This window comes from Amycolatopsis endophytica, from assembly GCF_013410405.1.
GTDB lineage: Bacteria > Actinomycetota > Actinomycetes > Mycobacteriales > Pseudonocardiaceae > Amycolatopsis_E > Amycolatopsis_E endophytica.
The window spans coordinates 177,557-197,238 of record NZ_JACCFK010000001.1 but is presented as its reverse complement, the minus strand read 5'-3'; the positions used below and the strand labels follow the sequence as shown (position 1 = coordinate 197,238).

Below are 19,682 nucleotides of genomic sequence, written 5' to 3'. Positions count from 1 at the left end.
CCGGAGAACGATCTGAGCCCGCCGCCGAGAACGGTTCCCGTGTGACAGCCGACCTGCGCGGGACCGACGCCCGCTCCGCCCCCGACGCGGATGGGCAGCCGCCCCTGCCCGCCGACGGGCAACCGACCCCGTCCGCGGTGGGGCAGTCGACCGTGCCCGCGGTGGGGCAGTCGACCCGGCCTGTGGGCGGGCAGCCGATCACGCCTGCGGACGGTCAGTCGGCCGCGTCGGCGGGCGGTCAGCCGGCCCCGCTCGCGGATGGGGAGCGGACCGCTCCGGCGAACGGCGCGGGTGCCCGTGACCAGCCCGTGCCCAGCGGTGGCGAGACCGCTGCCGCAGGCGGCCAGGCGGTGTCCGACGGAGCCACCGCATCCACGCCGGAGGGCGCCCGGCCCCGGGGCGGCGCCGAGCGGGCCGGGTCCGGCAGCACGTCCGGAACCCCGGCGCGCAGCTCCGGTGACGTGGACTCGGTCATCCACGCGGTCTGGCGGGAGTTCCGGGAGCGCCCCGAGCAGCGGCTGCGCGAGCGGCTCACCCTGCACTACGCGCCGCTGGTGAAGTACGTGGCCGGCCGGGTCGGCACCGGGCTGCCGACGCACGTCGACGTCAGCGACCTGATCCAGTCGGGCATCTTCGGGCTGATCGACGCGATCGAGAAGTTCGAACCCGAGCGCGGTCTGCGTTTCGAGACCTACGCGATGCAGCGCATCCGCGGCGCGATCCTCGACGATCTGCGGTCCCAGGACTGGGTCCCCCGCGTCGTGCGCAGCCGGGCCCGCGACGTGGAGCGGGCGCTGGAACGGCTGGGAGGCCGCCTGCGCCGCACCCCGACCGACACCGAGGTCGCGACGGAGCTGGGCATCAGCCTCGACGAGCTTCGCGATCTGTACAGCCAGCTCCAGCTGACCAGCGTCGTCGCGCTGGAGGACCTGATGGCCGCCGGGCGGGAGAGCGGTTCGCTGGTCGACACCCTGCCCGACGACGACGCCGTCGACCCCGTGGCCGTCCTCGTCGACCGCGACAACCGCCGCCAGCTCGCCGACGCCATCGCGCAGCTGACCGAGCGCGACCGGATCGTGGTGAGCCTCTACTACTTCGAGCGTCTCACCCTCGCCGAAATCGGCCGGGTCCTCGGCGTCACGGAATCGCGGGTGAGCCAGCTGCACACCCGCGCGGTCCTGCGACTCCGTGCGCGGCTCACCGAGCAGGCCGGCGTCTGACCAGACGGGTCACCCCGTCCAGGGCTTCAACCGGATCCGTGACTCGGTCCGGATCAGGGCGAGCGGGTTCAGGTACTCCTCGCCGCGGCGGACACCCCAGTGCAGGCACGCGTCCGCCGGACATCCCGGATGCCCGGGCACCACGAGCCCGATCGGCTGGCCCTGCCACACCTGCGTCCCCGCCGGCACGGTCGGCGTGACCGGCTCGTAGGTCGTCCGGAGGCCACCGTCGTGGTCGACCGAGATCACGCCACGGCCCGCGACCATGCCCGCGAACACCACCACGCCCGGCCCGGCGGCGAGTACCTGCTGACCGGGCGCCGCGGCCAGGTCGACACCGCGATGACCCGGACCGTAGGGCCCGGACGGCGCCTGGAACGCCCGCACGACCGTCGGCCGTGGCGACAACGGCCACCCGAACCGCGGCTCCCGCTCCCTCACCGGCAGCGTGGTCGCGGTGGGATCGGCACCCACAGGCAGCGCGGCCGCGGTCACATCCGCGCCCGCGGGCATCACGGCACGCGCGGCGCCTTCTGGCCACACCGGCCCAGGCGGCGCGGCGTCGCTGGGCTCTGCCGCTGTCACCCGGCCAGGCAAGGCCCTCCCCAGCGCCTCGCCCACGGGTGCCATGGCCATCAGGAAGGCACCAGCCAGCACGGTCACCAGCACCCGGCGCATCATCACGATCACCACCTCAGCGTGACGCATGATCACCCCACGCAACGGGGCCGAACGAAATCTGTGGACAACTCGCGCCGTCTGTGGACAACTCGCCTGCCGGGTTCCGTGTGAAGCAGCGGACAGGCACGAGGACGAGGCACGGGCCCGCGCCGCCCATGCCTTGCCCGTGGTGAACCCCGCGCCGCCAGGGCGTACACTGTTCGCGCGGCCTGTCATGACAGGTCGACTTCGCGTGTACGTGCACGTCTCCCTCCCGAAGGTGTTCGCCGAGGGGAGCGGAACCACACGGCGCCCGGCGGTCCCCGCGCACAGCACGGGGTTCGGGCACCGGCACTGCACCAGGGTCGCCGGCCACCCGGCCGACGGCGACAAAACCGGCCAGCGTGCCCGGCAGGGCACGCGCAACACAGAAGAGGTGCGAATCCGGCCATGGCCGTCGTCACCATGAAGCAGCTGCTCGATTCCGGCGTGCACTTCGGGCACCAGACCCGCCGCTGGAACCCGAAGATGAAGCGCTACATCCTCACCGAGCGCAACGGCATCTACATCATCGACCTGCAGCAGACGCTGAGCTACATCGACCGTGCCTTCGAGTTCATCAAGGAAACCGTCGCGCACGGCGGCACCATCATGTTCGTCGGCACGAAGAAGCAGGCCCAGGAGGCGATCGCCCGCGAGGCGCAGCGCGTGGGCATGCCCTTCGTCAACCAGCGCTGGCTCGGCGGCATGCTGACCAACTTCCAGACCGTCCACAAGCGCCTGCTGCGCCTCAAGGAGCTCGAGGCCCAGGAGCAGACCGGCGGCTTCCAGGGGCTGACCAAGCGCGAGATCCTCACGCTGACCCGCGAGAAGGACAAGCTGGAGAAGACCCTGGGCGGTATCCGCGACATGCAGAAGGTGCCCAGCGCCGTCTGGATCGTGGACACCAAGAAGGAGCACATCGCCGTCGGCGAGGCGCGCAAGCTCAACATCCCGGTCGTCGCGGTGCTGGACACCAACTGCGACCCGGACGAGGTCGACTACCCGATCCCGGGCAACGACGACGCGATCCGGTCGGCCGCGCTGCTCACCAAGGTGGTCGCCGAGGCCGCCGCGGCAGGCCTGATGGCCCGCTCCGGCCGCAACGGCTCCGCCCCCGCCGCCGAGGGCCAGGACAAGCCCGAGCCGGGCGTGTCGGACGAGCCGCTGCCGGAGTGGGAGCAGGCGCTGCTCAAGAACTCCGAGGCCCCGGCCGAGCAGACCACCGCCTCCTGAAACTCCTGACACCGCCGCGTCCCTGAGCGCGGCCCGCAGACTTTTCGAAGGGAACGGACAACGCACGATGGCGAACTACACCGCGGCGGACGTCAAGCGTCTCCGCGAGCTCACCGGCTCCGGCATGATGGACTGCAAGAAGGCGCTCGAAGAGAGCGACGGCGACTTCGACAAGGCCGTTGAGTTCCTGCGCATCAAGGGCGCGAAGGACGTCGGCAAGCGTGCCGAGCGCGCCACCGCCGAGGGCCTCGTCGCCGGTGACGGCGGCGTGCTGATCGAGATCAACTCCGAGACCGACTTCGTCGCGAAGAACGAGCAGTTCCAGGAGCTGGCGAACAAGATCGTCAAGGTCGCGCAGACCCTGCAGACCGACGACATCGAGAAGCTGTCCGCCGCCGAGCTCGAGGGCGGCAAGTCCGTCGGCGACACCGTGCAGGAGCTGGCCGCCAAGATCGGCGAGAAGCTGGTCCTGCGCCGCGTGGTGACCTTCGACGGCACGGTCGCGACGTACCTGCACCGCCGCGGCACCGACCTGCCCCCGGCGGTCGGCGTCCTGGTCGAGTACAACGGCGAGGGTGACGGCGCCGCCGAGGCGGCCCGCAACGCCGCGCTGCAGATCGCGGCACTGCGGCCCAAGTTCCTGACCCGTGACGAGGTCCCCTCGGAGACGGTCGAGAACGAGCGCCGCATCGCCGAGGAGACCGCCCGGGCCGAAGGCAAGCCCGAGCAGGCCCTGTCCAAGATCATCGAGGGCAAGGTCAACGCGTTCTACAAGGACAACGTGCTGCTTGAGCAGCCGTCGGTGCTGGACAACAAGAAGACCGTCAAGGCGCTGCTCGACGCGGCCGGCGTGACCGTCACCCGGTTCGCCCGGTTCGAGGTCGGCCAGCCGTAACACGACGGCATGACGTGAGCGTGCCCCGTCTCCGTGGTCACGGGGACGGGGCACACTCGCGAAGGCAGGGTCTACAAGCGGCACCCGAGCGGGCGGAGGCGGACATGGGCGAGGCGAAACGAGCCGACGGTGGCTACCGGCGGGTGCTGCTGAAACTCGGTGGCGAGATGTTCGGCGGGGGAGCACTCGGCCTCGACCCCGACGTCGTGCACTCCGTGGCCGCCCAGATCGCGGACGTCGTCCGCACCGGTGTCCAGATGGCCGTCGTCATCGGCGGCGGCAACTACTTCCGCGGCGCCGAGCTGTCGCAGCGCGGCATGGACCGCGACCGGGCCGACTACATGGCCATGCTCGGCACCGTCATGAACTCCCTCGCCCTCCAGGACTTCCTGGAGAAGGAGGGCGTGCCCACCCGCGTGCAGACCGCCATCACCATGGGCCAGGTCGCCGAGCCCTACATCCCGCGGCGCGCCGAACGGCACCTCGAAAAGGGCCGCGTCGTGATCTTCGGCGCGGGCACCGGGATGCCCTACTTCTCCACCGACACCGCGGCCGCCCAGCGTTCGCTGGAGATCGGCTGCGAGGCCGTGCTCATGGCCAAGGCCGTGGACGGTGTCTTCACCGCGGACCCGAAGAGCGACCCGAGCGCCAAGATGTTCGACGAGATCAGCCACCGCGAGGTGCTCGAGCGCGGGCTCAAGGTCGCTGACGCCACCGCCTTCAGCCTCTGCATGGACAACAACATGCCGATCATCGTGTTCAACCTCCTGACCGAGGGGAACATCGCGAGGGCGGTGCGTGGTGAGAGGATCGGCACGTTGGTGAGCACCCCCGGGTCGGGGCCCAGCGCCTGACCGCGGGTGGACCGGAACAACAGCAGACACAACGGGAGTAGCCGTGATCGACGAGACCCTCCTCGACGCCGAGGAGAAGATGGAAAAAGCGGTGTCCTTCGCCAAGGAGGATCTGTCGTCGGTGCGGACCGGCCGGGCCAACCCGAGCATGTTCGCCCGCGTCATGGTCGAGGCCTACGGGTCGTCGATGCCCCTGAACCAGGTGGCGGGCGTCAACATCCCCGAAGCCCGCATGGTCATCGTCAAGCCCTACGACCAGAGCCAGCTCGGCGCGATCGAGAAGGCCATCCGCGAGTCCGACCTGGGTGTCAACCCGTCCAACGACGGCCAGATCATCCGGATCACCATCCCGCAGCTCACCGAGGAGCGGCGCAAGGAGATGGTCAAGACCGTCAAGTCCAAGGGTGAGGACGCCAAGGTCCACATCCGCGGGGTCCGCCGCAAGTCCAAGGAAGAGCTCGACCGCATCGCCAAGGACGGCGAGGCGGGCGAGGACGAGGTCGCGCGCGCGGAGAAGGAACTGCAGCACCTCACCGACAACTACGTGGCGAAGGTCGATGAGCTCGTGAAACACAAGGAAACCGAGCTGCTCGAGGTCTGAATGCCCCAGGTGAGCGAAGAGCGCGAGAAGGCCCCGATGGCTTCTCCGGAACCGGCCGAACCGGCCAAGAAAACGTCGCGGGCGGGCCGTAACCTCCCCGCGGCGATCGGTGTCGGGCTGCTGTTGGGTGCTGCGATCCTGGTGTCGCTGCTCACCGTGCGGTACCTGTTCATCGGGATCATCGCGGCGGCGATCGCGGTCGGCACGTACGAGTTCGCGCAGGCGCTGCGGCGCGCGGCCCAGATCCGGCTCGCGCTGGTCCCGTTGCTGCTCGGCGGCCAGGCGATGATCTGGCTGGCGTGGCCGTTCGGGTACCGGGGTGCGCTGATCGCGTTCGCGGTCACCGTGCTGGCGTGCCTGCTGTGGCGGCTGCCCGGTGGACCGGTCGGCTACCTGCGGGACACCAGCGCGTCCGTCTTCACGGCCGCGTACCTGCCGTTGTTCGGCGCGTTCGCGGCGATGCTGGTGCCGCCCGCCGACGGGGTGGGGCGGGTGCTGGCGTTCCTCATCGGGGTCGTCGCGTCCGACACCGGCGGTTACATCGCCGGTGTCCTCAAGGGCAAGCACCCGATGGCGCCGTCGATCAGCCCGAAGAAGACCTGGGAGGGTTTCAGCGGTTCGCTGATCGCGGGCGTCGTGGCGGGTTCGCTGACGCTGACACTGCTGCTCGACGGGCACGTATGGCAGGGCGTGGTGTTCGGTGTCGCGATCGTGCTGACCGCGACACTGGGCGATCTCGTGGAGTCGCTGATGAAGCGGGACCTGGGAATCAAGGACATGGGCACGATGCTGCCGGGGCACGGCGGGCTGATGGACCGGCTGGACTCGCTGCTGCCGTCCGCGGTCGTGTCGTTCCTGCTGCTCTCGGCGTTCTTGCATTGACGCACGTGTTTCCGGCGGCGGAGCCGCCTCACCGCCTGAGCAGCTTGCACCGCCTCGGGTTCCGCCACTCGCACCGCTACGCGGGCCACACCACTGGAATGTTCTCTCAGTCGTCGTAGGGGTCGTCGACTTCGGCGCGGCCCCAGCCTTCGCTGACGCGCGAGTGGTCGATCACCGAGAAGACCGCGCCGGCCGGGTCGGCGAGGATCGCGATCCGGCCGCGCGGTGTGTCGTACGGCTCGACGAGCACGGTACCGCCGAGCATCAGCGCATGCCCGGCCGTCGCGTCCGTGCCGCGGGCCGGGTCGACGCTGAAGTACACCATCCAGTGCGGCGGCGCCTGCGGCGGATACTCCGGCCCCATCACGTACCGGTAGAGCACCGGTTCCTGGTTCAGCCGCCATTCGGCGTAGTCGACGCCGCGGTTGTCGCCCACCTGCAGGCTCGTGTACTGGAAGAGCCGGCAGAAGAAGCCGTCCGCGGCCTCGCCGTCGCGCGTGTTCAGGTCGGCGCCGGCGAAGGTGTTGGGGAACCCGGCCGCGAACGCCCAGTCCGGCGGCGGCTGCCACAGCACGAACGGCGCGCCGGACGGTTCGATGCCGTGCATGATGCAGCCGCGCTGGGGCAGCACGGTCGGTTCGAGCGTGACCGAGCCGCCCAGCCGCTGCACCCAGTTCGCCGCCGCCTGCGCGTTGTGCACCGAAATGTTGACCATCCACGCGCTCGCCTGACCGGGCGCCGCCTGGTACAGGCCGCCGATCGGTACCCCCTCCAGGGTGCCGATCAGGTAACGCCCGGTGCGGGTCGCGGGGTCGCGGCTGAGCAGGTACTGCCAGCCGAAGAGCCCTTCGTAGAACCGGTGTGACGCGGTCTCGTCGACGGTGGCCAGTTCGACCCAGCACGGCACTCCGGAGGGAAGCGCGGACGGGAGCGAGGATCCGACGGACATTCCGCCTCCGATCGGTGGGGAAGGCAGCAGTCTAAGCCGGAAACTGAGCGCTTTCCCGGCGCCCTCTCGGTTATCCTTGCCGTGTGTGGAAAATCGCCCGGCGCGGGCAGCGGCCCGCGGCACGGGCGGATGTGCTGCCCAGCCCGAACATCTGGTACCACACCGATACCTACGAGCTGGAGAACCGCGCGCAGGACGTCGGTGACGACGTGTGGCGGGTGCTCGCCCGCGAGTGTGACTGGGCGGGCAAGGACGTGCTGGACGTCGGCTGCGGGGACGGTTTTCACCTGTCGCGCTTCGCCGCGACCGCGAAGTCCGTGACGGGTGTGGAACCGCACGAACCGTTGGCGCGCCGGGCCGAACGCCGCGTCGGGGAGCTGCCGTCGGTGCGGGTGCTGCGCGGCTCCGCGCAGTCGATTCCGGTGCCGGACGCGAGCGCCGACGTGGTGCACGCGCGTACCGCGTACTTCTTCGGTCCCGGGTGCGAACCCGGTCTGCGCGAGGCGGATCGCGTGCTGCGGCCCGGTGGAGCGCTGGTGGTCGTCGATCTGGACGTGTCCAGTGAGCCGTACGGCCGGTGGATGCGGGCCGATCTGCCCGACTACGACGCGGCGGCGGTCGACGCTTTCTTCGAACGGCAGGGTTTCCGCTGTCGCCGCGTGATGACGCGGTGGTGGTTCGCCGACTCGGAAAGCCTCGCGGCGGTCCTGCGCATCGAGTTCAGCCCCGAGGTGGCCGACCGCGCGATCGCCGATGTCCTACGGGACAACGGATCGCACGGCCGGCACCCCGGTGCGGCGGGCTTCACGGTGCCGGTGGGCTATCGGGTTCTGGTCCGCGACAAGCCCTCCGGCCTCGTGCTGCCCGGTCACTCCTCGTCGTCCTCGTCGTCCGTGTCGATCTCGCCGAGTACGGCGTAGAGCGAGCGGCGGGCTTCGTTGAGGATTTCGACGGCGCGCCGCTTCTGCCCGGGTGACCCGGCCTGGGACACCTGGACCGCCGCGGCGGCCAGCGTCGCGCCCGCCTTGCGCAGGTCGACCTCGACCGGGTCGACGTCGTGGGCGATGTGCTCCCACGGCGGCGTCGAGTCCTGCTTCTCGGCCGCCTCACGGCCGGCGTCGGTCAGCTCGAACAGGCGCTTGCCGCCGTCCTCGCGGGCCACCACCAGGCCTTCGTCGGCCATCAGCTGCAGCGTCGGGTAGACCGAGCCGGGGCTCGGCCGCCAGAAGCCGCCGCTGCGTTCGGCGATCTCGCTGATGATCTCGTAACCGTGCCGGGGCTGTTCGGCCAGCAGGGCGAGGATCGCGGCGCGCACGTCGCCCCGGCGTCCTCGCCGTCCGCGGTGCGGGCCTCGGGGGCCGCGCCCCCGGAAGTCGCCACGCGGGCCGCCCGGGCCCCAGCCCGGGGGGAACTCGCCGAATCCACCGCGGGCGAACGGGCCGAAGGCCGGGCGCTCGTGGTGCGGGGGGAATGGGTGCTTTCTCATGTCGGTTCTCCTTCCGTACTGTTCCGACATGTTCACGATATATCGGAAACAGTCGGAAGGCAAATGTGGGTCAGGTCACCGGGTTGTCGACGAGGATGACCTGCGGGGACGGGGTGGCGCAGGTGGCGCGGATCGTCTGCGTGCTGCCGTTGATCCGGAAGTCGGCCGCCGCGTCGCCGAGTGAGATCCGCACGCTGTCCGCGCCCGCGACCGGCTTGAACGGGCCCGCGGTGAGGGTGCCGTTCGCCGGCAGTGACAGCACGACCTTCTGGTCGCGCACCAGCGTGGTCTCCGGGATGTCGATGCCGTCGGCCGCCACGTTCTGCACGGCGGGTGTCCCGCCCTCGACCACCAGGTTCTGCGTGGTCACCCGTCCGGACACGGTGTGCACGCCGGCGTCGAGCAGGGCGTTGACCGTCGCGGGCGGGATCGTGAGCGCGCCCGAAGCATCGGTGAACGACAGGGATCCGCCCGCCTTGACCGCCAGCGGGATGGTGCCGCCGACCGCGATGCCCACGTCGAGCGGTTGCCCGCCGAGGGTGCAGTGGTAGGGCGCGTTGATGATGCCGATCAGCGACTCCGCGGGCGGGACGGAGTAGTTCATCGGCGCGCCGGTGATCTTCGACGGCGGCTGGCCCGCCGGTCCGCCGACGGCGATCGTCAGCAGCGCGTTGCCCGCGGTCGGGGTGCAGTTCGCCTCGACGTTGAGCGTGAACCCGACCGCCGACTTGAGGGCGACGTGCGCTACGGCGTCGACGAACTGCAGCGTGACCGTGCCCGAATCGGGCGCGGTGAACGGGCCGACGTCGAACGTGCCTTCCAGCGGCAGGCCGACCTTGAGCGGCTGCCCGGCCTGGATCGGAATGTCCTTGATCTCCGCGGGCGGATCGGCCACGTTGATCCGCGCCGGGGTGGCGTTCGCCGCGCCGATGTTCAACGCGGAAATGGTCGCGTCCGCTTTGTCGATGCCGGCCACTCCGGCGAGCGCGGTCAGCGCTTCGGGAAAGGTGATGCTGCCCGATCCCTGGGTGAGCCAGAATTCCTGACCCGGTCCCAGTTGCGCGGCGACGGCTCCCTGGACGTCGACCGTGGTGCCCAGATCGAGCACTTTCACGCCGCCGAAGTCGGGCAGGGTGATGGCGCAGTTGATCGGCAGGCTGAACCGGCCCGTGTCCACGCCGATATCGGGAACATCCCGTGCGGGCAAGGCGGTTGCGGTGCCGGTGAGGGTCAGTGCGAGCAGTGTTGTCACGCCGGTGAGGATCGCGGCGACCCGGCGGCGCAGGCGGGTCTGGGACATGTGTTACCTCCGATTCCGGACGGGTGGGGAATTGATTTCCGGTGGGTCGGCCGACCGCGCCCAGAATCGCAGCGAGTGGAAAACCGGGCAATTGACGGCGGAGAATTTGTGTCGCACTTCCGGGGTTTCCGGCGGGCATTGCGCATCGCGGAGAGGAGTTGCGCGTCACGTCGCCGGTGCCCGGGCGCGCCGCGACGCGAGGACATGGGAGAATGTGTGGTTGTGTCGACATTGCCGCTGCTCTTCGAGGCTCCCCGGCGGGGGATGCCGCCCCGCCACCTCGCTGATCTGACCGCCGCCGAACGCGCGGCGGCCGTCAGTGACCTCGGCGAGAAGCCGTTCCGCGCCAAGCAGCTGTCGAACCACTACTTCGCCCGCCTGACCGCCGATCCGCAGGCGATGACCGACATCCCGGCCGCCTCGCGTGAGCGGCTGGTGTCGGAGCTGATGCCGCCGCTGCTGACCGAAGTGCGGGCGCTGGCGTGCGACGACGGCACCACGCGCAAGACGCTGTGGCGCGCGCACGACGGCACGCTGCTGGAGAGCGTCCTGATGCGCTACCCGGACCGGGCGACGCTGTGCATCTCCAGCCAGGCCGGCTGCGGGATGGCGTGCCCGTTCTGCGCGACCGGCCAGGCGGGCCTGACCCGCAACCTGTCCACCGCGGAGATCGTCGACCAGGTCCGGTCGGCGGCCGCGGTGATGCGCGACGGTCTGATGCCCGGTGGCCCCGGGCGCCTGTCGAACATCGTGTTCATGGGCATGGGTGAGCCGCTGGCGAACTACAAGCGCGTGCTGGCGGCGGTGCGCCGCATCACCGACCCGGCGCCCGACGGGCTGGGCATTTCGCAGCGTTCGGTGACGGTGTCGACGGTCGGCCTCGCCCCGGCGATCCGGCGGCTGGCGGAGGAGAAGATGCAGGTCAGGCTGGCGGTGTCGCTGCACACCCCGGACGACGAGCTGCGCGACACGCTGGTCCCGGTCAACAACCGCTGGTCGGTCGACGAGGTGCTGGAGGCGGCGCGCTACTACGCCGACTCGACGGGCCGCCGGGTGTCGATCGAGTACGCGCTGATCCGGGACGTGAACGACCAGCCGTGGCGGGCGGACCTGCTGGCCAAGCGGCTGCGCAAGCACCTGAACCAGCTGGTGCACGTCAACGTGATCCCGCTGAACCCGACGCCCGGCTCGAAGTGGGACGCCTCCCCGAAGCCGGTGGAACGCGAGTTCGTGCGGCGCGTCAACGAAGGCGGCGTGGCCTGCACGGTGCGGGACACGCGAGGGCAGGAAATCGCCGCCGCCTGCGGACAGCTCGCCGCCGAGGGCTGACGAGGGCGGCGGTCCCTCGGCCACCGCCCCCGCGCGGGGTTGCGGTCAGCAGGGCGGCAGCCGTAAGGGAATCGCCCTCGGACGGTGGGCGTTTTCGTCGGGAAAGCCGCTGACCGGGCGGTACCCATAAGGTCGGTGCATGCCGACCTCGATTGGTCCGCGGCAGGTTCTCACCGACGCGGGTGTGGCTGTGCTGTGCGTGGCCGTGTTCTGGCTGCCGCTCGCCCACTCGCCTGGCGTCGCCGCGGTGCTCGTCCCGGCACTGGTCGCCGGGGTGCTGCTCCGCTCGCGGTGGCCGGCCGTGGCGTTCGGTGTCGTCGCGGTGGTGACCCTCGCCGGGGCGCTGCTCGGGCTCACCGCGGATCCGTTCGTGGCGGCGGCGTGGACGCTGTACCCGCTGGTGATCCGGGCGCACCGCCTTCGCTTCTCCCGGGTCGTTTCGGTCGCACTCGCGGCGGCCGTGGCCGTTCTGCTGGTGGCGGGATCGACGGCGTGGGAGGACGTCCTGCGTTACGTCATGGTGAGCCTGCTGGTGCTGGCAGGCACGGTCCGGCTCGGGATGGCGATCCGGCGGGAGCGGACGGAGGCCGCCCAGCGCGCGGTGCTCGAAGAGCGGCTGCGGGTGGCGCGTGAAGTGCACGATGTCGTATCGCACTCGCTGGGCACGATCGCCGTCACCGCCGGGGTCGCGGTCCACGTCGCCGCGGATGACGCGCCGAAGCTGCGCGACCGGCTCTCCCGCATCGAGCGAACCGCCAAGGACGCGCTGACCGATCTGCGCGCGGTGCTCGGTGCGGTCCGCGAGCGGCCAGCCGACCGCGCGCCCCAGCCGGGGATCGGCGACCTCGAAGCCCTGGCCGGACGGGTACGCGACGCCGGTATCGAGGTGACCCTAGCCGTGCGGAACGCGGACGGCCTGCCCGCGAGCACGGGTTTGGCGGTGTACCGGATCGTCCAGGAGGGACTGACCAACGCGGCCAGGCACGCCCCGGGGTGCCGGTGCGAGGTGACCGTCGCGGTGCGGGACCGGGAAGTCGTCGTCGAGGTGACCGACGACGGTGGGACCATGGGTGGCACGCACGACGGGGGAGGGTTCGGGCTGATCGGGGTGCGGGAACGGGTGGAGTCGCTCGGCGGTGAGCTGACCGCCTGTCCGCGTGACGGCGGCGGTTTCGCGCTGCGTGCCGTCCTGCCGGGGCCGGGATGAGCGGGCGGATCCGGGTCCTCGTCGCCGAGGACGACGACCTCCTGCGTGGTTCGCTGTGCGAGCTGATCGCCTCGGACGAAGGTCTGGTGCTCGTCGGTGAGGCGGGTGACGGCGCCGCCGCGGTCGAGGCCGTCGCCCGGCTGCGCCCGGACGTGGTGCTGATGGACATCCGCATGCCGGTGCTGGACGGCCTGGTCGCCACGCGCGAGGTCGCTCCGTCTTCGCGGGTGCTGGTCCTGACCACGTTCGACCTCGACGAGTACGTCTACGAGGCCCTGCGCGCCGGGGCTTCCGGTTTCCTGCTGAAGAACGCGGGCCCGGCAGAGATCCTCCGCGCGATCCGGACCGTGCACGACGGGCACGCGATGCTGGCGCCGGAGGTGACCGGACGCGTGATCGCGGAGTTCGCCCGGCGCCTCGACCGTCCGGAGCGCGCCCGCTTCGCCACGCTGACCGACCGCGAACGGGACGTGGTGGCGGCGATCGCCGAGGGCATGTCGAACGAGGAGATCGCCGCGGCGCTGTTCCTCAGCCGGGCCACCGTGAAGACCTACCTGAGCCGCCTCTTCGACAAGCTGGGCGTCCGCGACCGCACCCAGCTCGTCGTCCTCGCCTACGAAACCGGCTTCATCGACTCGCTGCGCCGGTAGGTGTCAACCTTTGGCCGATGCCACCCGGCGCGGTCCGCCCCAGGCTGGGGCCATGATCGAAATTTCGGGTCTGGTCAAGCGGCACGGTGTGCAGACCGTCCTGCGCGAGGTCAGCTTCACCGCGAAGGCCGGGCAGGTCACCGGGTTCCTCGGGCCGAACGGCGCGGGCAAGTCGTCCACCCTGCGCATCCTGCTGGGCCTCGACGCGGCCGATTCCGGGACCGCGCTCGTCGGCGGCAAGCCGTACCGGTCGCTGCGCAACCCGTTGCGGACCGTGGGTTCGCTGCTGGAGGGCAGCGGCGCGCACCGGTCCCGTACCGCGCGCGGGCACCTGTCGTGGGTCGCGGCGAGCAACGGCATCCCGCGCAGGCGGATCGCGGAGGTGCTGGACGTCGTCGGGCTCGGCGACGCGGCCCGCACGCGGGTCGGCGCGTTCTCCCTGGGCATGCACCAGCGGCTCGGGCTCGCCACCGCGCTGCTCGGCGAACCGGACGTGCTCGTGCTGGACGAGCCGGTCAACGGCCTCGACCCGCACGGGATCCGCTGGCTGCGCGAGTTCCTGCGGTCCTACGCGGAACAGGGGCGAACGGTGCTGTTGTCGAGCCACCTGATGAGCGAGCTGGCGAGCACCGCCGACCGGCTCGTCGTGATCAACCGCGGCGCGATCGTCCACAGTGGAACGGTCACGGAGGTCACCGCCGGGCACGCCTCGCTGGAGGACGCCTTCTTCGCGCTCACCGGGGAGGGACGATGACCGGATACCTCAACGCCGAGTTCCGCAAGGTGCTGTCGTTGCGGGCAGCACAGGTCGCGGCGGGCCTGTGCCTGATCGTCACACCGGCGATCACCGCGCTCAACGCGCACGCGATCCGGTCACGGCTCGCCGAGGGCGGTGCGCTCGGCAACCGCGACCTGACCGAGCTGGGGTTCGAGACCAGCGCCCTCGGTGCGGCCGCCGGTGTGCTGCTCGGTGTCGTCGCCGTCAGCAGCGAGTACACCGCCGCAGCGGTGGACGCCGGTGGTGGCAGACAGATCCTGGTCACCCTGACCAGCGCGCCACGCCGAGGCCGTCTCTTCGTGGCGAAGGCGGTCGTGGTGGCACTGGTGACGGCCGTGCTCACCGCCGTGGCGGTCGTCGTGGGGACCGTGGTGGGGCAGCAGCTGCTCGGTCCCTACGGGGTGACCGCCGCGCAGGCGCTCGACGGGATCGGCTGGCGCCTGGGCGGTGTCGTCGTCTACTGCGCCTGCGTGTCGGTGATCGCGCTCGCCATCGCCACCTTCACCCGCGGCGGCGTCGTACCGCTGGTCGTGCTCCTGGTCAACACCACCGCGGTGTCGGTGTCGTTCCTGCTGGCCAGGGTGTTCCCGCCGGCGAAGTTCCTCCCCGACGCGGCCGGGACGCAGTTGTTCGCGCGGAACACCACGCTGCCGGAGCCGCTGTCACCCGGCGCGGGCGGTCTCGTGCTCGCCGTGTGGACGGTGCTCGCGCTCGTGGCCGGCGCGGTGGTCTTCACGAGGCGGGACGCCTGAGGTGGCGCGAAGCAACGCATTCCGCCGTGTCGTCGTCGCCGAGCTGATCAAGCTGGCCACGCTGCGGATCGTGCCGGTCACGGTCGTGGTCACCGTCGTCGTCATGCCGGTGCTGGCACTCGCGGTGGACCGTCGCGCGGTCGAGTTCGGCCAGGTGGGTTTCCTCGTGCTCGGGGTCCTGACCGCGGCCACCGAGTACGCCGGGAGCCAGATCCGTACGAGCCTGACCGCCGTTCCGGACCGGCTGGTGCTGCTGGCCGGGAAGGTGCTGGCCTGGCTCGCCGTCGCCACGCCGTCAGCGGTCCTCGCCGCAGCCCTGTCGCCCGGGGTTCCGGTGCTCGGCGCCGCCGCCTACCTGGTCCTGATCGGGCTTTTCGCCCTCGCCGTCGCGATGGTCGCGCGAAGCCTCGTCGGGGCGCTCGCGACGGTGGTGACGCTCGTGTTCGTGGCGTCCCCGTTGCTGGGGGAGGTCCTGCGCGCCGCCGCGTACCTGCCCGACCGCGCCGGGGCCGTGCTCTACCGGCCCGGACCGCTGTCCGCCGTGACCGGGGGCCTGGTGCTGGCCGCCTGGCTCGCGGCCGCGTTCGCCGTCACCGGGTCCGTCTTCGCGAGAAGGGACGCCTGAGCACGAAAAAGGCGCCCCGGACCGGCCGGGGCGCCGTCACAAGCGGAAGCCTCAGCGGCGCCAGGAGGTGCGCTTCTTCTTGACGTCCCAGAGCAGCCCGATCGCGATACCGGCCGCGATGGCGACCAGCCACACGTTCTCGGTGTTGTTCTCGTGGTTGTTGTAGATCATCGCCAGCAGCACGACGACCGTGACCCACCCGGCGATGCGCCCGCCCTTGGGGAACCCGCCGTGCCAGCCCCATGCGGCGGACGGCTCGTCGCGCGGATCCACCTTCGTCACGGCGGCGTCCTGCCGCTTCTCGACCGCCTTGCTCGCCACGATCACTCCTCAAAAGGCCCTGCACAAACGTCCGACCGGATGATTCCACATCCCGACCCGCCCCGCGCCGATGACCCGCTCGGACGTGTTCGCGACAATGTCCCCGATGAACGCACCCCGCACCGTCCTCGTGCTCGGTTCGACCGGCTCGATCGGCACCCAGGCACTGGACGTCGCCGCCCGCAACCAGCACCTTTTCCGCATCGCGGGCCTCGCCGCGGGCGGATCCGACCCCGCGCTGCTCGCCGCGCAGGCGCTGGCCCACCAGGTCGACGCCGTCGCCGTGACGAAACCCACGGTGGTGGAGGACCTGCAGCTCGCGCTGTACGCGGAGGCGCAGAAGCGTGGTTACTCACGGGGTGAGTTCAAGCTGCCCCGCATCTTCGCGGGCCGCGACGCCGTGGTCGAACTGATCGGTGCGGTCGCCGTCGACGTCGTCCTCAACGGGCTGCCCGGCTCGCAGGGCCTCGAACCGACGCTCAGGGCCCTCGAAACCGGGGCGACCCTCGCGCTGGCGAACAAGGAGTCGCTGATCGCCGGCGGGCCGCTGGTGCTCAAGCAGGCCAAGCCCGGCCAGATCGTCCCGGTCGACTCCGAGCACTCCGCGATGGCGCAGGCGCTGCGCGGCGGCCGCGCCGACGAGGTCGACCGGTTCGTGCTCACCGCCTCCGGCGGCCCGTTCCGCGGCAGACGGCGCGCCGACCTGGCCGATGTCACGGTCGACGACGCGCTGGCACACCCGACCTGGGCGATGGGCCGCCTCATCACGATCAACTCGGCCACCCTGGTCAACAAGGGCCTGGAGCTGATCGAGGCGAGCCTGCTGTTCGGCGTCGGCTGCGACCGCATCGACGTGGTCGTCCACCCGCAGTCGATCGTGCACTCGATGATCACGTTCACCGACGGCTCGACGCTCGCCCAGGCCAGCCCGCCGGACATGCGCCTGCCGATCGCGCTGGCCCTCAACTGGCCGGACCGCGTCCCCGGTGCCGCGGCCGCGTGCCGGTGGGACCAGGCGAGCTCGTGGACCTTCGAGCCACTGGACAACGAGGCGTTCCCGGCGGTCGAACTGGCCAGGCAGGTCGGCACCGCGGGCGGCTGCCTGCCCGCGGTCTACAACGCCGCGAACGAGGTCTGCGTCGAGGCTTTCCTGACGCAGAACGCCCGCTTCACGGCGATTGTGGACACTGTTACCCAGGTGGTGGAGGCCGCCGACGAGTGGCGTCGCGAGCCGAGCGACGTCGCGGAGGTACTGGCGGCCGAGCGGTGGGCGCGAGCCCGGGCCGCCGAGATCGTGACCGGAGGGAAGTAGCGGGTGGCCTACGTTTTCGGAGTCGTGCTGTTCGCGCTGGGCATCTGCGTGTCCGTCGCGCTGCACGAGGCGGGTCACATGGTGACGGCCAAGGCGTTCGGCATGAAGGTGCGCCGCTACTTCGTCGGCTTCGGCCCGAAGGTGTTCTCCTTCCGCCGAGGCGAGACCGAGTACGGCTTGAAGTGGATCCCGCTGGGCGGGTTCTGCGACATCGCGGGCATGACGGCGCTCGACGAGGTGACGCCGGACGAGGCGCCACGCGCGATGTGGCGGTTCAAGACCTGGAAGCGCACCGTAGTGATGGCCGCCGGGTCGGTCACGCACTTCATCCTCGGCTTCGTCGTGCTCTACCTGATGGCCGCGACGATGGGCCTGCCCAACCTCACCGCCGAACCGGCGATCTCGACGGTCTACGACTGCGTGCGTGACGCGCAGACCGACGAGGAGTTCGCGAACCCGGTGTGCCGTCCCGGCGACCCGGCCCCGGCGAAGAGCGCCGGGATCCAGCCGGGCGACGAGATCGTCTCGATCAACGGTCAGCACACCGAGACCTACGCCGACGTCACGACCCTGGTCCAGCCGCTGTCCGGGCCGGTCGCGGTCGAGGTCGAGCGCGACGGGCAGGTCGTGCCGCTCACCGTGGACGTCGTCCAGGTCGAGCGCCCGGTCCAGGACCCGGCCGACCCGAACGGGCCGGACAAGATCGTCTCGGTCGGTTCGCTCGGCCTCACGTTCGCCAACATGATCCCCTACAACGCGGCCACCGCGCTCGGCGGCGCGGCCGGCTTCACCGGCGACATGTTCGTGCAGACCTGGCAGCGTCTGATGGAGTTCCCCGAGCGCATCCCGGCCGTGGTGTCGTCGATCTTCGGCGGCGAGCGCGACCCGAACACGCCGGTCAGCGTCGTCGGCGCGAGCCGCATCGGCGGCGAGGCCGTCGAGCAGGGGCTGTGGTCGCTGTTCCTGCTGCTGCTGGCGAGCCTGAACTTCTTCGTCGGCGTGTTCAACCTGCTGCCGCTGCTGCCGCTGGACGGCGGGCACATCGCGGTCGTCTGGTACGAGCGGGTGCGTGACTGGGTGCGCAAGCTGCGTGGCAAGGGCGCGGGCGGCCCGGTCGACTACTCGAAGCTGTCCGCGGTCACCGTGGTGCTGGTGCTGATCGGCGGCGCCGTAACGCTGCTCACCGTCACGGCGGACATCGTCAACCCGATCAGGCTGCAGTAGCGCAGCGTTTTCGCAGGTCACGGTCCCGGCCGGGGTGACTCACTCCGGCCGGTCGCCGCCGTGCGCGGCCCGGCCTGTGAGTAAGCTGGACCTGTCAGCAGCCCGTCTCACGCCGCAGAGGATTCGATGAGCGTCGAGCTTGGTATGCCCGCCCTCCCGCCCCCCGTGCTGTCCGAGCGTCGCAAGACGCGGCAGCTGATGGTGGGCCCGGTCGGGGTCGGGAGTGAGCACCCGATCTCGGTGCAGTCCATGACCACCACCCTGACCGCGGACGTGAACGCGACGCTGCAGCAGATCGCCGAGCTGACCGCGGCCGGGTGCGACATCGTGCGTGTCGCGTGCCCGTCGGCCGACGACGCCGAGGCGCTGCCCGCGATCGCGAAGAAGTCGCAGATCCCGGTGATCGCCGACATCCACTTCCAGCCCAAGTACGTGTTCGCGGCGATCGAGGCCGGCTGCGCCGCGGTCCGCGTGAACCCCGGCAACATCCGCAAGTTCGACGACCAGGTCAAGGAGATCGCTCAGGCGGCGAAGGACCACGGCACGCCGATCCGCATCGGCGTCAACGCGGGCTCCCTCGACAAGCGGCTGCTGGAGAAGTACGGCAAGGCCACCCCGGAGGCGCTGGCGGAGTCGGCGCTGTGGGAGGCGTCGCTGTTCGCCGAGCACGACTTCCACGACATCAAGATCTCGGTCAAGCACAACGACCCGGTCGTGATGGTGCGGGCCTACGAACTCCTTGCCGAGCAGTGCGACTACCCGCTGCACCTGGGCGTCACCGAGGCCGGCCCGGCCTTCCAGGGCACCATCAAATCGGCGGTCGCGTTCGGCGCGCTGCTGCGGCAGGGCATCGGCGACACCATCCGCGTGTCGCTGTCCGCGCCTCCGGTCGAGGAGGTCAAGGTCGGGCAGCAGATCCTGCAGTCGCTGAACCTGCGGCCGCGCAAACTGGAGATCGTGTCGTGCCCGTCGTGCGGCCGGGCGCAGGTCGACGTCTACAAGCTGGCCGACGAGGTCACCGCGGGCCTGGAGGGCATGGAGGTCCCGCTGCGCGTCGCGGTGATGGGCTGCGTGGTGAACGGCCCCGGCGAGGCACGCGAGGCCGATCTGGGCGTGGCGAGCGGCAACGGCAAGGGCCAGATCTTCGTCAAGGGCGAGGTCATCAAGACCGTGCCGGAGCACCAGATCGTCGAGACGCTGATCGAAGAGGCGATGCGCATCGCGGAGGAGTCGGGTGACGCGGAAGGAAGCGGTGAGCCGGTAGTCACCGTGGGTTAGCCTCTCTGGCAGAGGGCGCAGACCCAGCCCTCCGGCCGCTATCCTTGGGGGACGGCGCGTGGATGGCAGAAACGGGGTGGGTCG

Annotated in this window: 21 protein-coding genes; 16 read left to right on the top strand and 5 right to left on the bottom strand. The window is 70.8% G+C overall.

From position 1 onward, the window contains the following. Positions 1-182 precede the first annotated feature (182 nt). Positions 183-1,220 (top strand): FliA/WhiG family RNA polymerase sigma factor, encoded by a 1,038-nt coding sequence (locus HNR02_RS35210; RefSeq protein ID WP_376772920.1) that lies wholly within the window; start codon positions 183-185, stop codon positions 1,218-1,220. 9 nt (positions 1,221-1,229) lie between these two features. Here HNR02_RS35210 and HNR02_RS00935 read toward each other — a convergent pair whose 3' ends face one another. Then, positions 1,230-1,928 (bottom strand): M23 family metallopeptidase, encoded by a 699-nt coding sequence (locus HNR02_RS00935; RefSeq protein WP_376772812.1) that lies wholly within the window; start codon positions 1,926-1,928, stop codon positions 1,230-1,232. A 402-nt stretch (positions 1,929-2,330) separates the two neighbouring features. Between HNR02_RS00935 and rpsB the strand changes: the two genes are divergently transcribed. From rpsB to HNR02_RS00910, 5 genes are all read left to right on the top strand, one after another. After that, the gene (rpsB, locus tag HNR02_RS00930) at positions 2,331-3,155 is read left to right on the top strand and encodes a 30S ribosomal protein S2 (protein ID WP_179771336.1); all 825 of its coding nucleotides are present in this window, start codon (positions 2,331-2,333) and stop codon (positions 3,153-3,155) included. A gap of 67 nt (positions 3,156-3,222) precedes the next feature. Beyond that, positions 3,223-4,050, top strand: a complete 828-nt coding sequence (gene tsf, locus HNR02_RS00925) for a translation elongation factor Ts (RefSeq protein WP_179771335.1) — start codon at positions 3,223-3,225, stop codon at positions 4,048-4,050. Positions 4,051-4,154: 104 nt separating this feature from the next. Beyond that, complete coding sequence (gene pyrH, locus HNR02_RS00920; RefSeq protein ID WP_179771334.1) at positions 4,155-4,904, top strand: UMP kinase; 750 nt, start codon at positions 4,155-4,157, stop codon at positions 4,902-4,904. A gap of 43 nt (positions 4,905-4,947) precedes the next feature. Next, positions 4,948-5,505 carry a ribosome recycling factor gene (frr, locus tag HNR02_RS00915; protein WP_179771333.1) on the top strand — a complete coding sequence of 186 codons (558 nt, stop codon included), beginning with the start codon at positions 4,948-4,950 and terminating at the stop codon, positions 5,503-5,505. Continuing rightward, positions 5,506-6,387 carry a phosphatidate cytidylyltransferase gene (locus tag HNR02_RS00910; RefSeq protein WP_179771332.1) on the top strand — a complete coding sequence of 294 codons (882 nt, stop codon included), beginning with the start codon at positions 5,506-5,508 and terminating at the stop codon, positions 6,385-6,387. 106 nt (positions 6,388-6,493) lie between these two features. On the opposite strand, the gene HNR02_RS00905 is transcribed toward HNR02_RS00910, so the two are convergent. After that, entirely contained in the window at positions 6,494-7,336 is an 843-nt protein-coding gene (locus tag HNR02_RS00905) for a VOC family protein (protein ID WP_179771331.1), read from the bottom strand. 83 nt (positions 7,337-7,419) lie between these two features. Between HNR02_RS00905 and HNR02_RS00900 the strand changes: the two genes are divergently transcribed. After that, positions 7,420-8,256, top strand: a complete 837-nt coding sequence (locus HNR02_RS00900) for a class I SAM-dependent methyltransferase (protein ID WP_179771330.1) — start codon at positions 7,420-7,422, stop codon at positions 8,254-8,256. On the opposite strand, the gene HNR02_RS00895 is transcribed toward HNR02_RS00900, so the two are convergent. Next, the gene (locus HNR02_RS00895) at positions 8,205-8,822 is read right to left on the bottom strand and encodes a PadR family transcriptional regulator (RefSeq protein ID WP_179771329.1); all 618 of its coding nucleotides are present in this window, start codon (positions 8,820-8,822) and stop codon (positions 8,205-8,207) included. The two genes, HNR02_RS00900 and HNR02_RS00895, sit on opposite strands and share 52 nt — an antisense overlap. Before the next feature lie 70 nt (positions 8,823-8,892). Next, a complete protein-coding gene (locus tag HNR02_RS00890; protein WP_179771328.1) occupies positions 8,893-10,122 on the bottom strand; it encodes a DUF6801 domain-containing protein in 1,230 nt (409 codons plus the stop codon). A 222-nt stretch (positions 10,123-10,344) separates the two neighbouring features. On the opposite strand from HNR02_RS00890, the gene rlmN reads away from it, so the two are divergent. The 6 genes from rlmN (at position 10,345) to HNR02_RS00860 (ending at position 15,463) form a co-directional block, all read left to right on the top strand. Then, positions 10,345-11,451 carry a dual-specificity RNA methyltransferase RlmN gene (gene rlmN, locus HNR02_RS00885; RefSeq protein ID WP_179771327.1) on the top strand — a complete coding sequence of 369 codons (1,107 nt, stop codon included), beginning with the start codon at positions 10,345-10,347 and terminating at the stop codon, positions 11,449-11,451. A gap of 139 nt (positions 11,452-11,590) precedes the next feature. Next, the gene (locus tag HNR02_RS00880) at positions 11,591-12,658 is read left to right on the top strand and encodes a sensor histidine kinase (RefSeq protein ID WP_179771326.1); all 1,068 of its coding nucleotides are present in this window, start codon (positions 11,591-11,593) and stop codon (positions 12,656-12,658) included. Then, on the top strand, positions 12,655-13,308 hold the full coding sequence (locus HNR02_RS00875; protein WP_179771325.1) for a response regulator: 654 nt from the start codon (positions 12,655-12,657) through the stop codon (positions 13,306-13,308). The genes HNR02_RS00880 and HNR02_RS00875 overlap by 4 nt, the downstream gene beginning before the upstream one ends. Before the next feature lie 52 nt (positions 13,309-13,360). Further along, the gene (locus HNR02_RS00870; RefSeq protein ID WP_179771324.1) at positions 13,361-14,062 is read left to right on the top strand and encodes an ABC transporter ATP-binding protein; all 702 of its coding nucleotides are present in this window, start codon (positions 13,361-13,363) and stop codon (positions 14,060-14,062) included. Beyond that, complete coding sequence (locus tag HNR02_RS00865) at positions 14,059-14,838, top strand: ABC transporter permease (RefSeq protein ID WP_179771323.1); 780 nt, start codon at positions 14,059-14,061, stop codon at positions 14,836-14,838. Before HNR02_RS00870 ends, HNR02_RS00865 begins: the two co-directional genes overlap by 4 nt. A 1-nt stretch (position 14,839) precedes the next feature. After that, positions 14,840-15,463, top strand: a complete 624-nt coding sequence (locus HNR02_RS00860; protein WP_179771322.1) for an ABC transporter permease — start codon at positions 14,840-14,842, stop codon at positions 15,461-15,463. Positions 15,464-15,514: 51 nt separating this feature from the next. Here the strand turns inward: HNR02_RS00860 and HNR02_RS00855 are convergent, their stop codons facing one another. Continuing rightward, positions 15,515-15,790: a DUF2631 domain-containing protein gene (locus tag HNR02_RS00855; protein WP_179771321.1), complete on the bottom strand. Its 276-nt coding sequence runs from the start codon at positions 15,788-15,790 to the stop codon at positions 15,515-15,517. 100 nt (positions 15,791-15,890) lie between these two features. Between HNR02_RS00855 and dxr the strand changes: the two genes are divergently transcribed. From dxr to ispG, 3 genes are all read left to right on the top strand, one after another. Continuing rightward, on the top strand, positions 15,891-17,096 hold the full coding sequence (gene dxr, locus HNR02_RS00850; RefSeq protein WP_246338472.1) for a 1-deoxy-D-xylulose-5-phosphate reductoisomerase: 1,206 nt from the start codon (positions 15,891-15,893) through the stop codon (positions 17,094-17,096). 3 nt (positions 17,097-17,099) lie between these two features. Further along, positions 17,100-18,320 carry a M50 family metallopeptidase gene (locus HNR02_RS00845; RefSeq protein WP_179771319.1) on the top strand — a complete coding sequence of 407 codons (1,221 nt, stop codon included), beginning with the start codon at positions 17,100-17,102 and terminating at the stop codon, positions 18,318-18,320. 126 nt (positions 18,321-18,446) lie between these two features. Continuing rightward, entirely contained in the window at positions 18,447-19,598 is a 1,152-nt protein-coding gene (gene ispG, locus HNR02_RS00840) for a flavodoxin-dependent (E)-4-hydroxy-3-methylbut-2-enyl-diphosphate synthase (protein ID WP_179771318.1), read from the top strand. Positions 19,599-19,682: the final 84 nt, after the last annotated feature.

Excerpts from the sequence above, each read along its gene's own strand:
- HNR02_RS00935 (WP_376772812.1), bottom strand. The coding sequence starts at position 1,928 with ATGCGTCACGCTGAGGTGGTGATCGTGATGATGCGCCGGGTGCTGGTG.
- rpsB (WP_179771336.1), top strand. The coding sequence starts at position 2,331 with ATGGCCGTCGTCACCATGAAGCAGCTGCTCGATTCCGGCGTGCACTTC.
- tsf (WP_179771335.1), top strand. The coding sequence starts at position 3,223 with ATGGCGAACTACACCGCGGCGGACGTCAAGCGTCTCCGCGAGCTCACC.
- pyrH (WP_179771334.1), top strand. The coding sequence starts at position 4,155 with ATGGGCGAGGCGAAACGAGCCGACGGTGGCTACCGGCGGGTGCTGCTG.
- HNR02_RS00910 (WP_179771332.1), top strand. The coding sequence starts at position 5,506 with ATGCCCCAGGTGAGCGAAGAGCGCGAGAAGGCCCCGATGGCTTCTCCG.
- HNR02_RS00905 (WP_179771331.1), bottom strand. The coding sequence starts at position 7,336 with ATGTCCGTCGGATCCTCGCTCCCGTCCGCGCTTCCCTCCGGAGTGCCG.
- HNR02_RS00895 (WP_179771329.1), bottom strand. The coding sequence starts at position 8,822 with ATGAGAAAGCACCCATTCCCCCCGCACCACGAGCGCCCGGCCTTCGGC.
- HNR02_RS00890 (WP_179771328.1), bottom strand. The coding sequence starts at position 10,122 with ATGTCCCAGACCCGCCTGCGCCGCCGGGTCGCCGCGATCCTCACCGGC.
- HNR02_RS00880 (WP_179771326.1), top strand. The coding sequence starts at position 11,591 with ATGCCGACCTCGATTGGTCCGCGGCAGGTTCTCACCGACGCGGGTGTG.
- HNR02_RS00875 (WP_179771325.1), top strand. The coding sequence starts at position 12,655 with ATGAGCGGGCGGATCCGGGTCCTCGTCGCCGAGGACGACGACCTCCTG.
- HNR02_RS00870 (WP_179771324.1), top strand. The coding sequence starts at position 13,361 with ATGATCGAAATTTCGGGTCTGGTCAAGCGGCACGGTGTGCAGACCGTC.
- HNR02_RS00865 (WP_179771323.1), top strand. The coding sequence starts at position 14,059 with ATGACCGGATACCTCAACGCCGAGTTCCGCAAGGTGCTGTCGTTGCGG.
- dxr (WP_246338472.1), top strand. The coding sequence starts at position 15,891 with ATGAACGCACCCCGCACCGTCCTCGTGCTCGGTTCGACCGGCTCGATC.
- ispG (WP_179771318.1), top strand. The coding sequence starts at position 18,447 with ATGAGCGTCGAGCTTGGTATGCCCGCCCTCCCGCCCCCCGTGCTGTCC.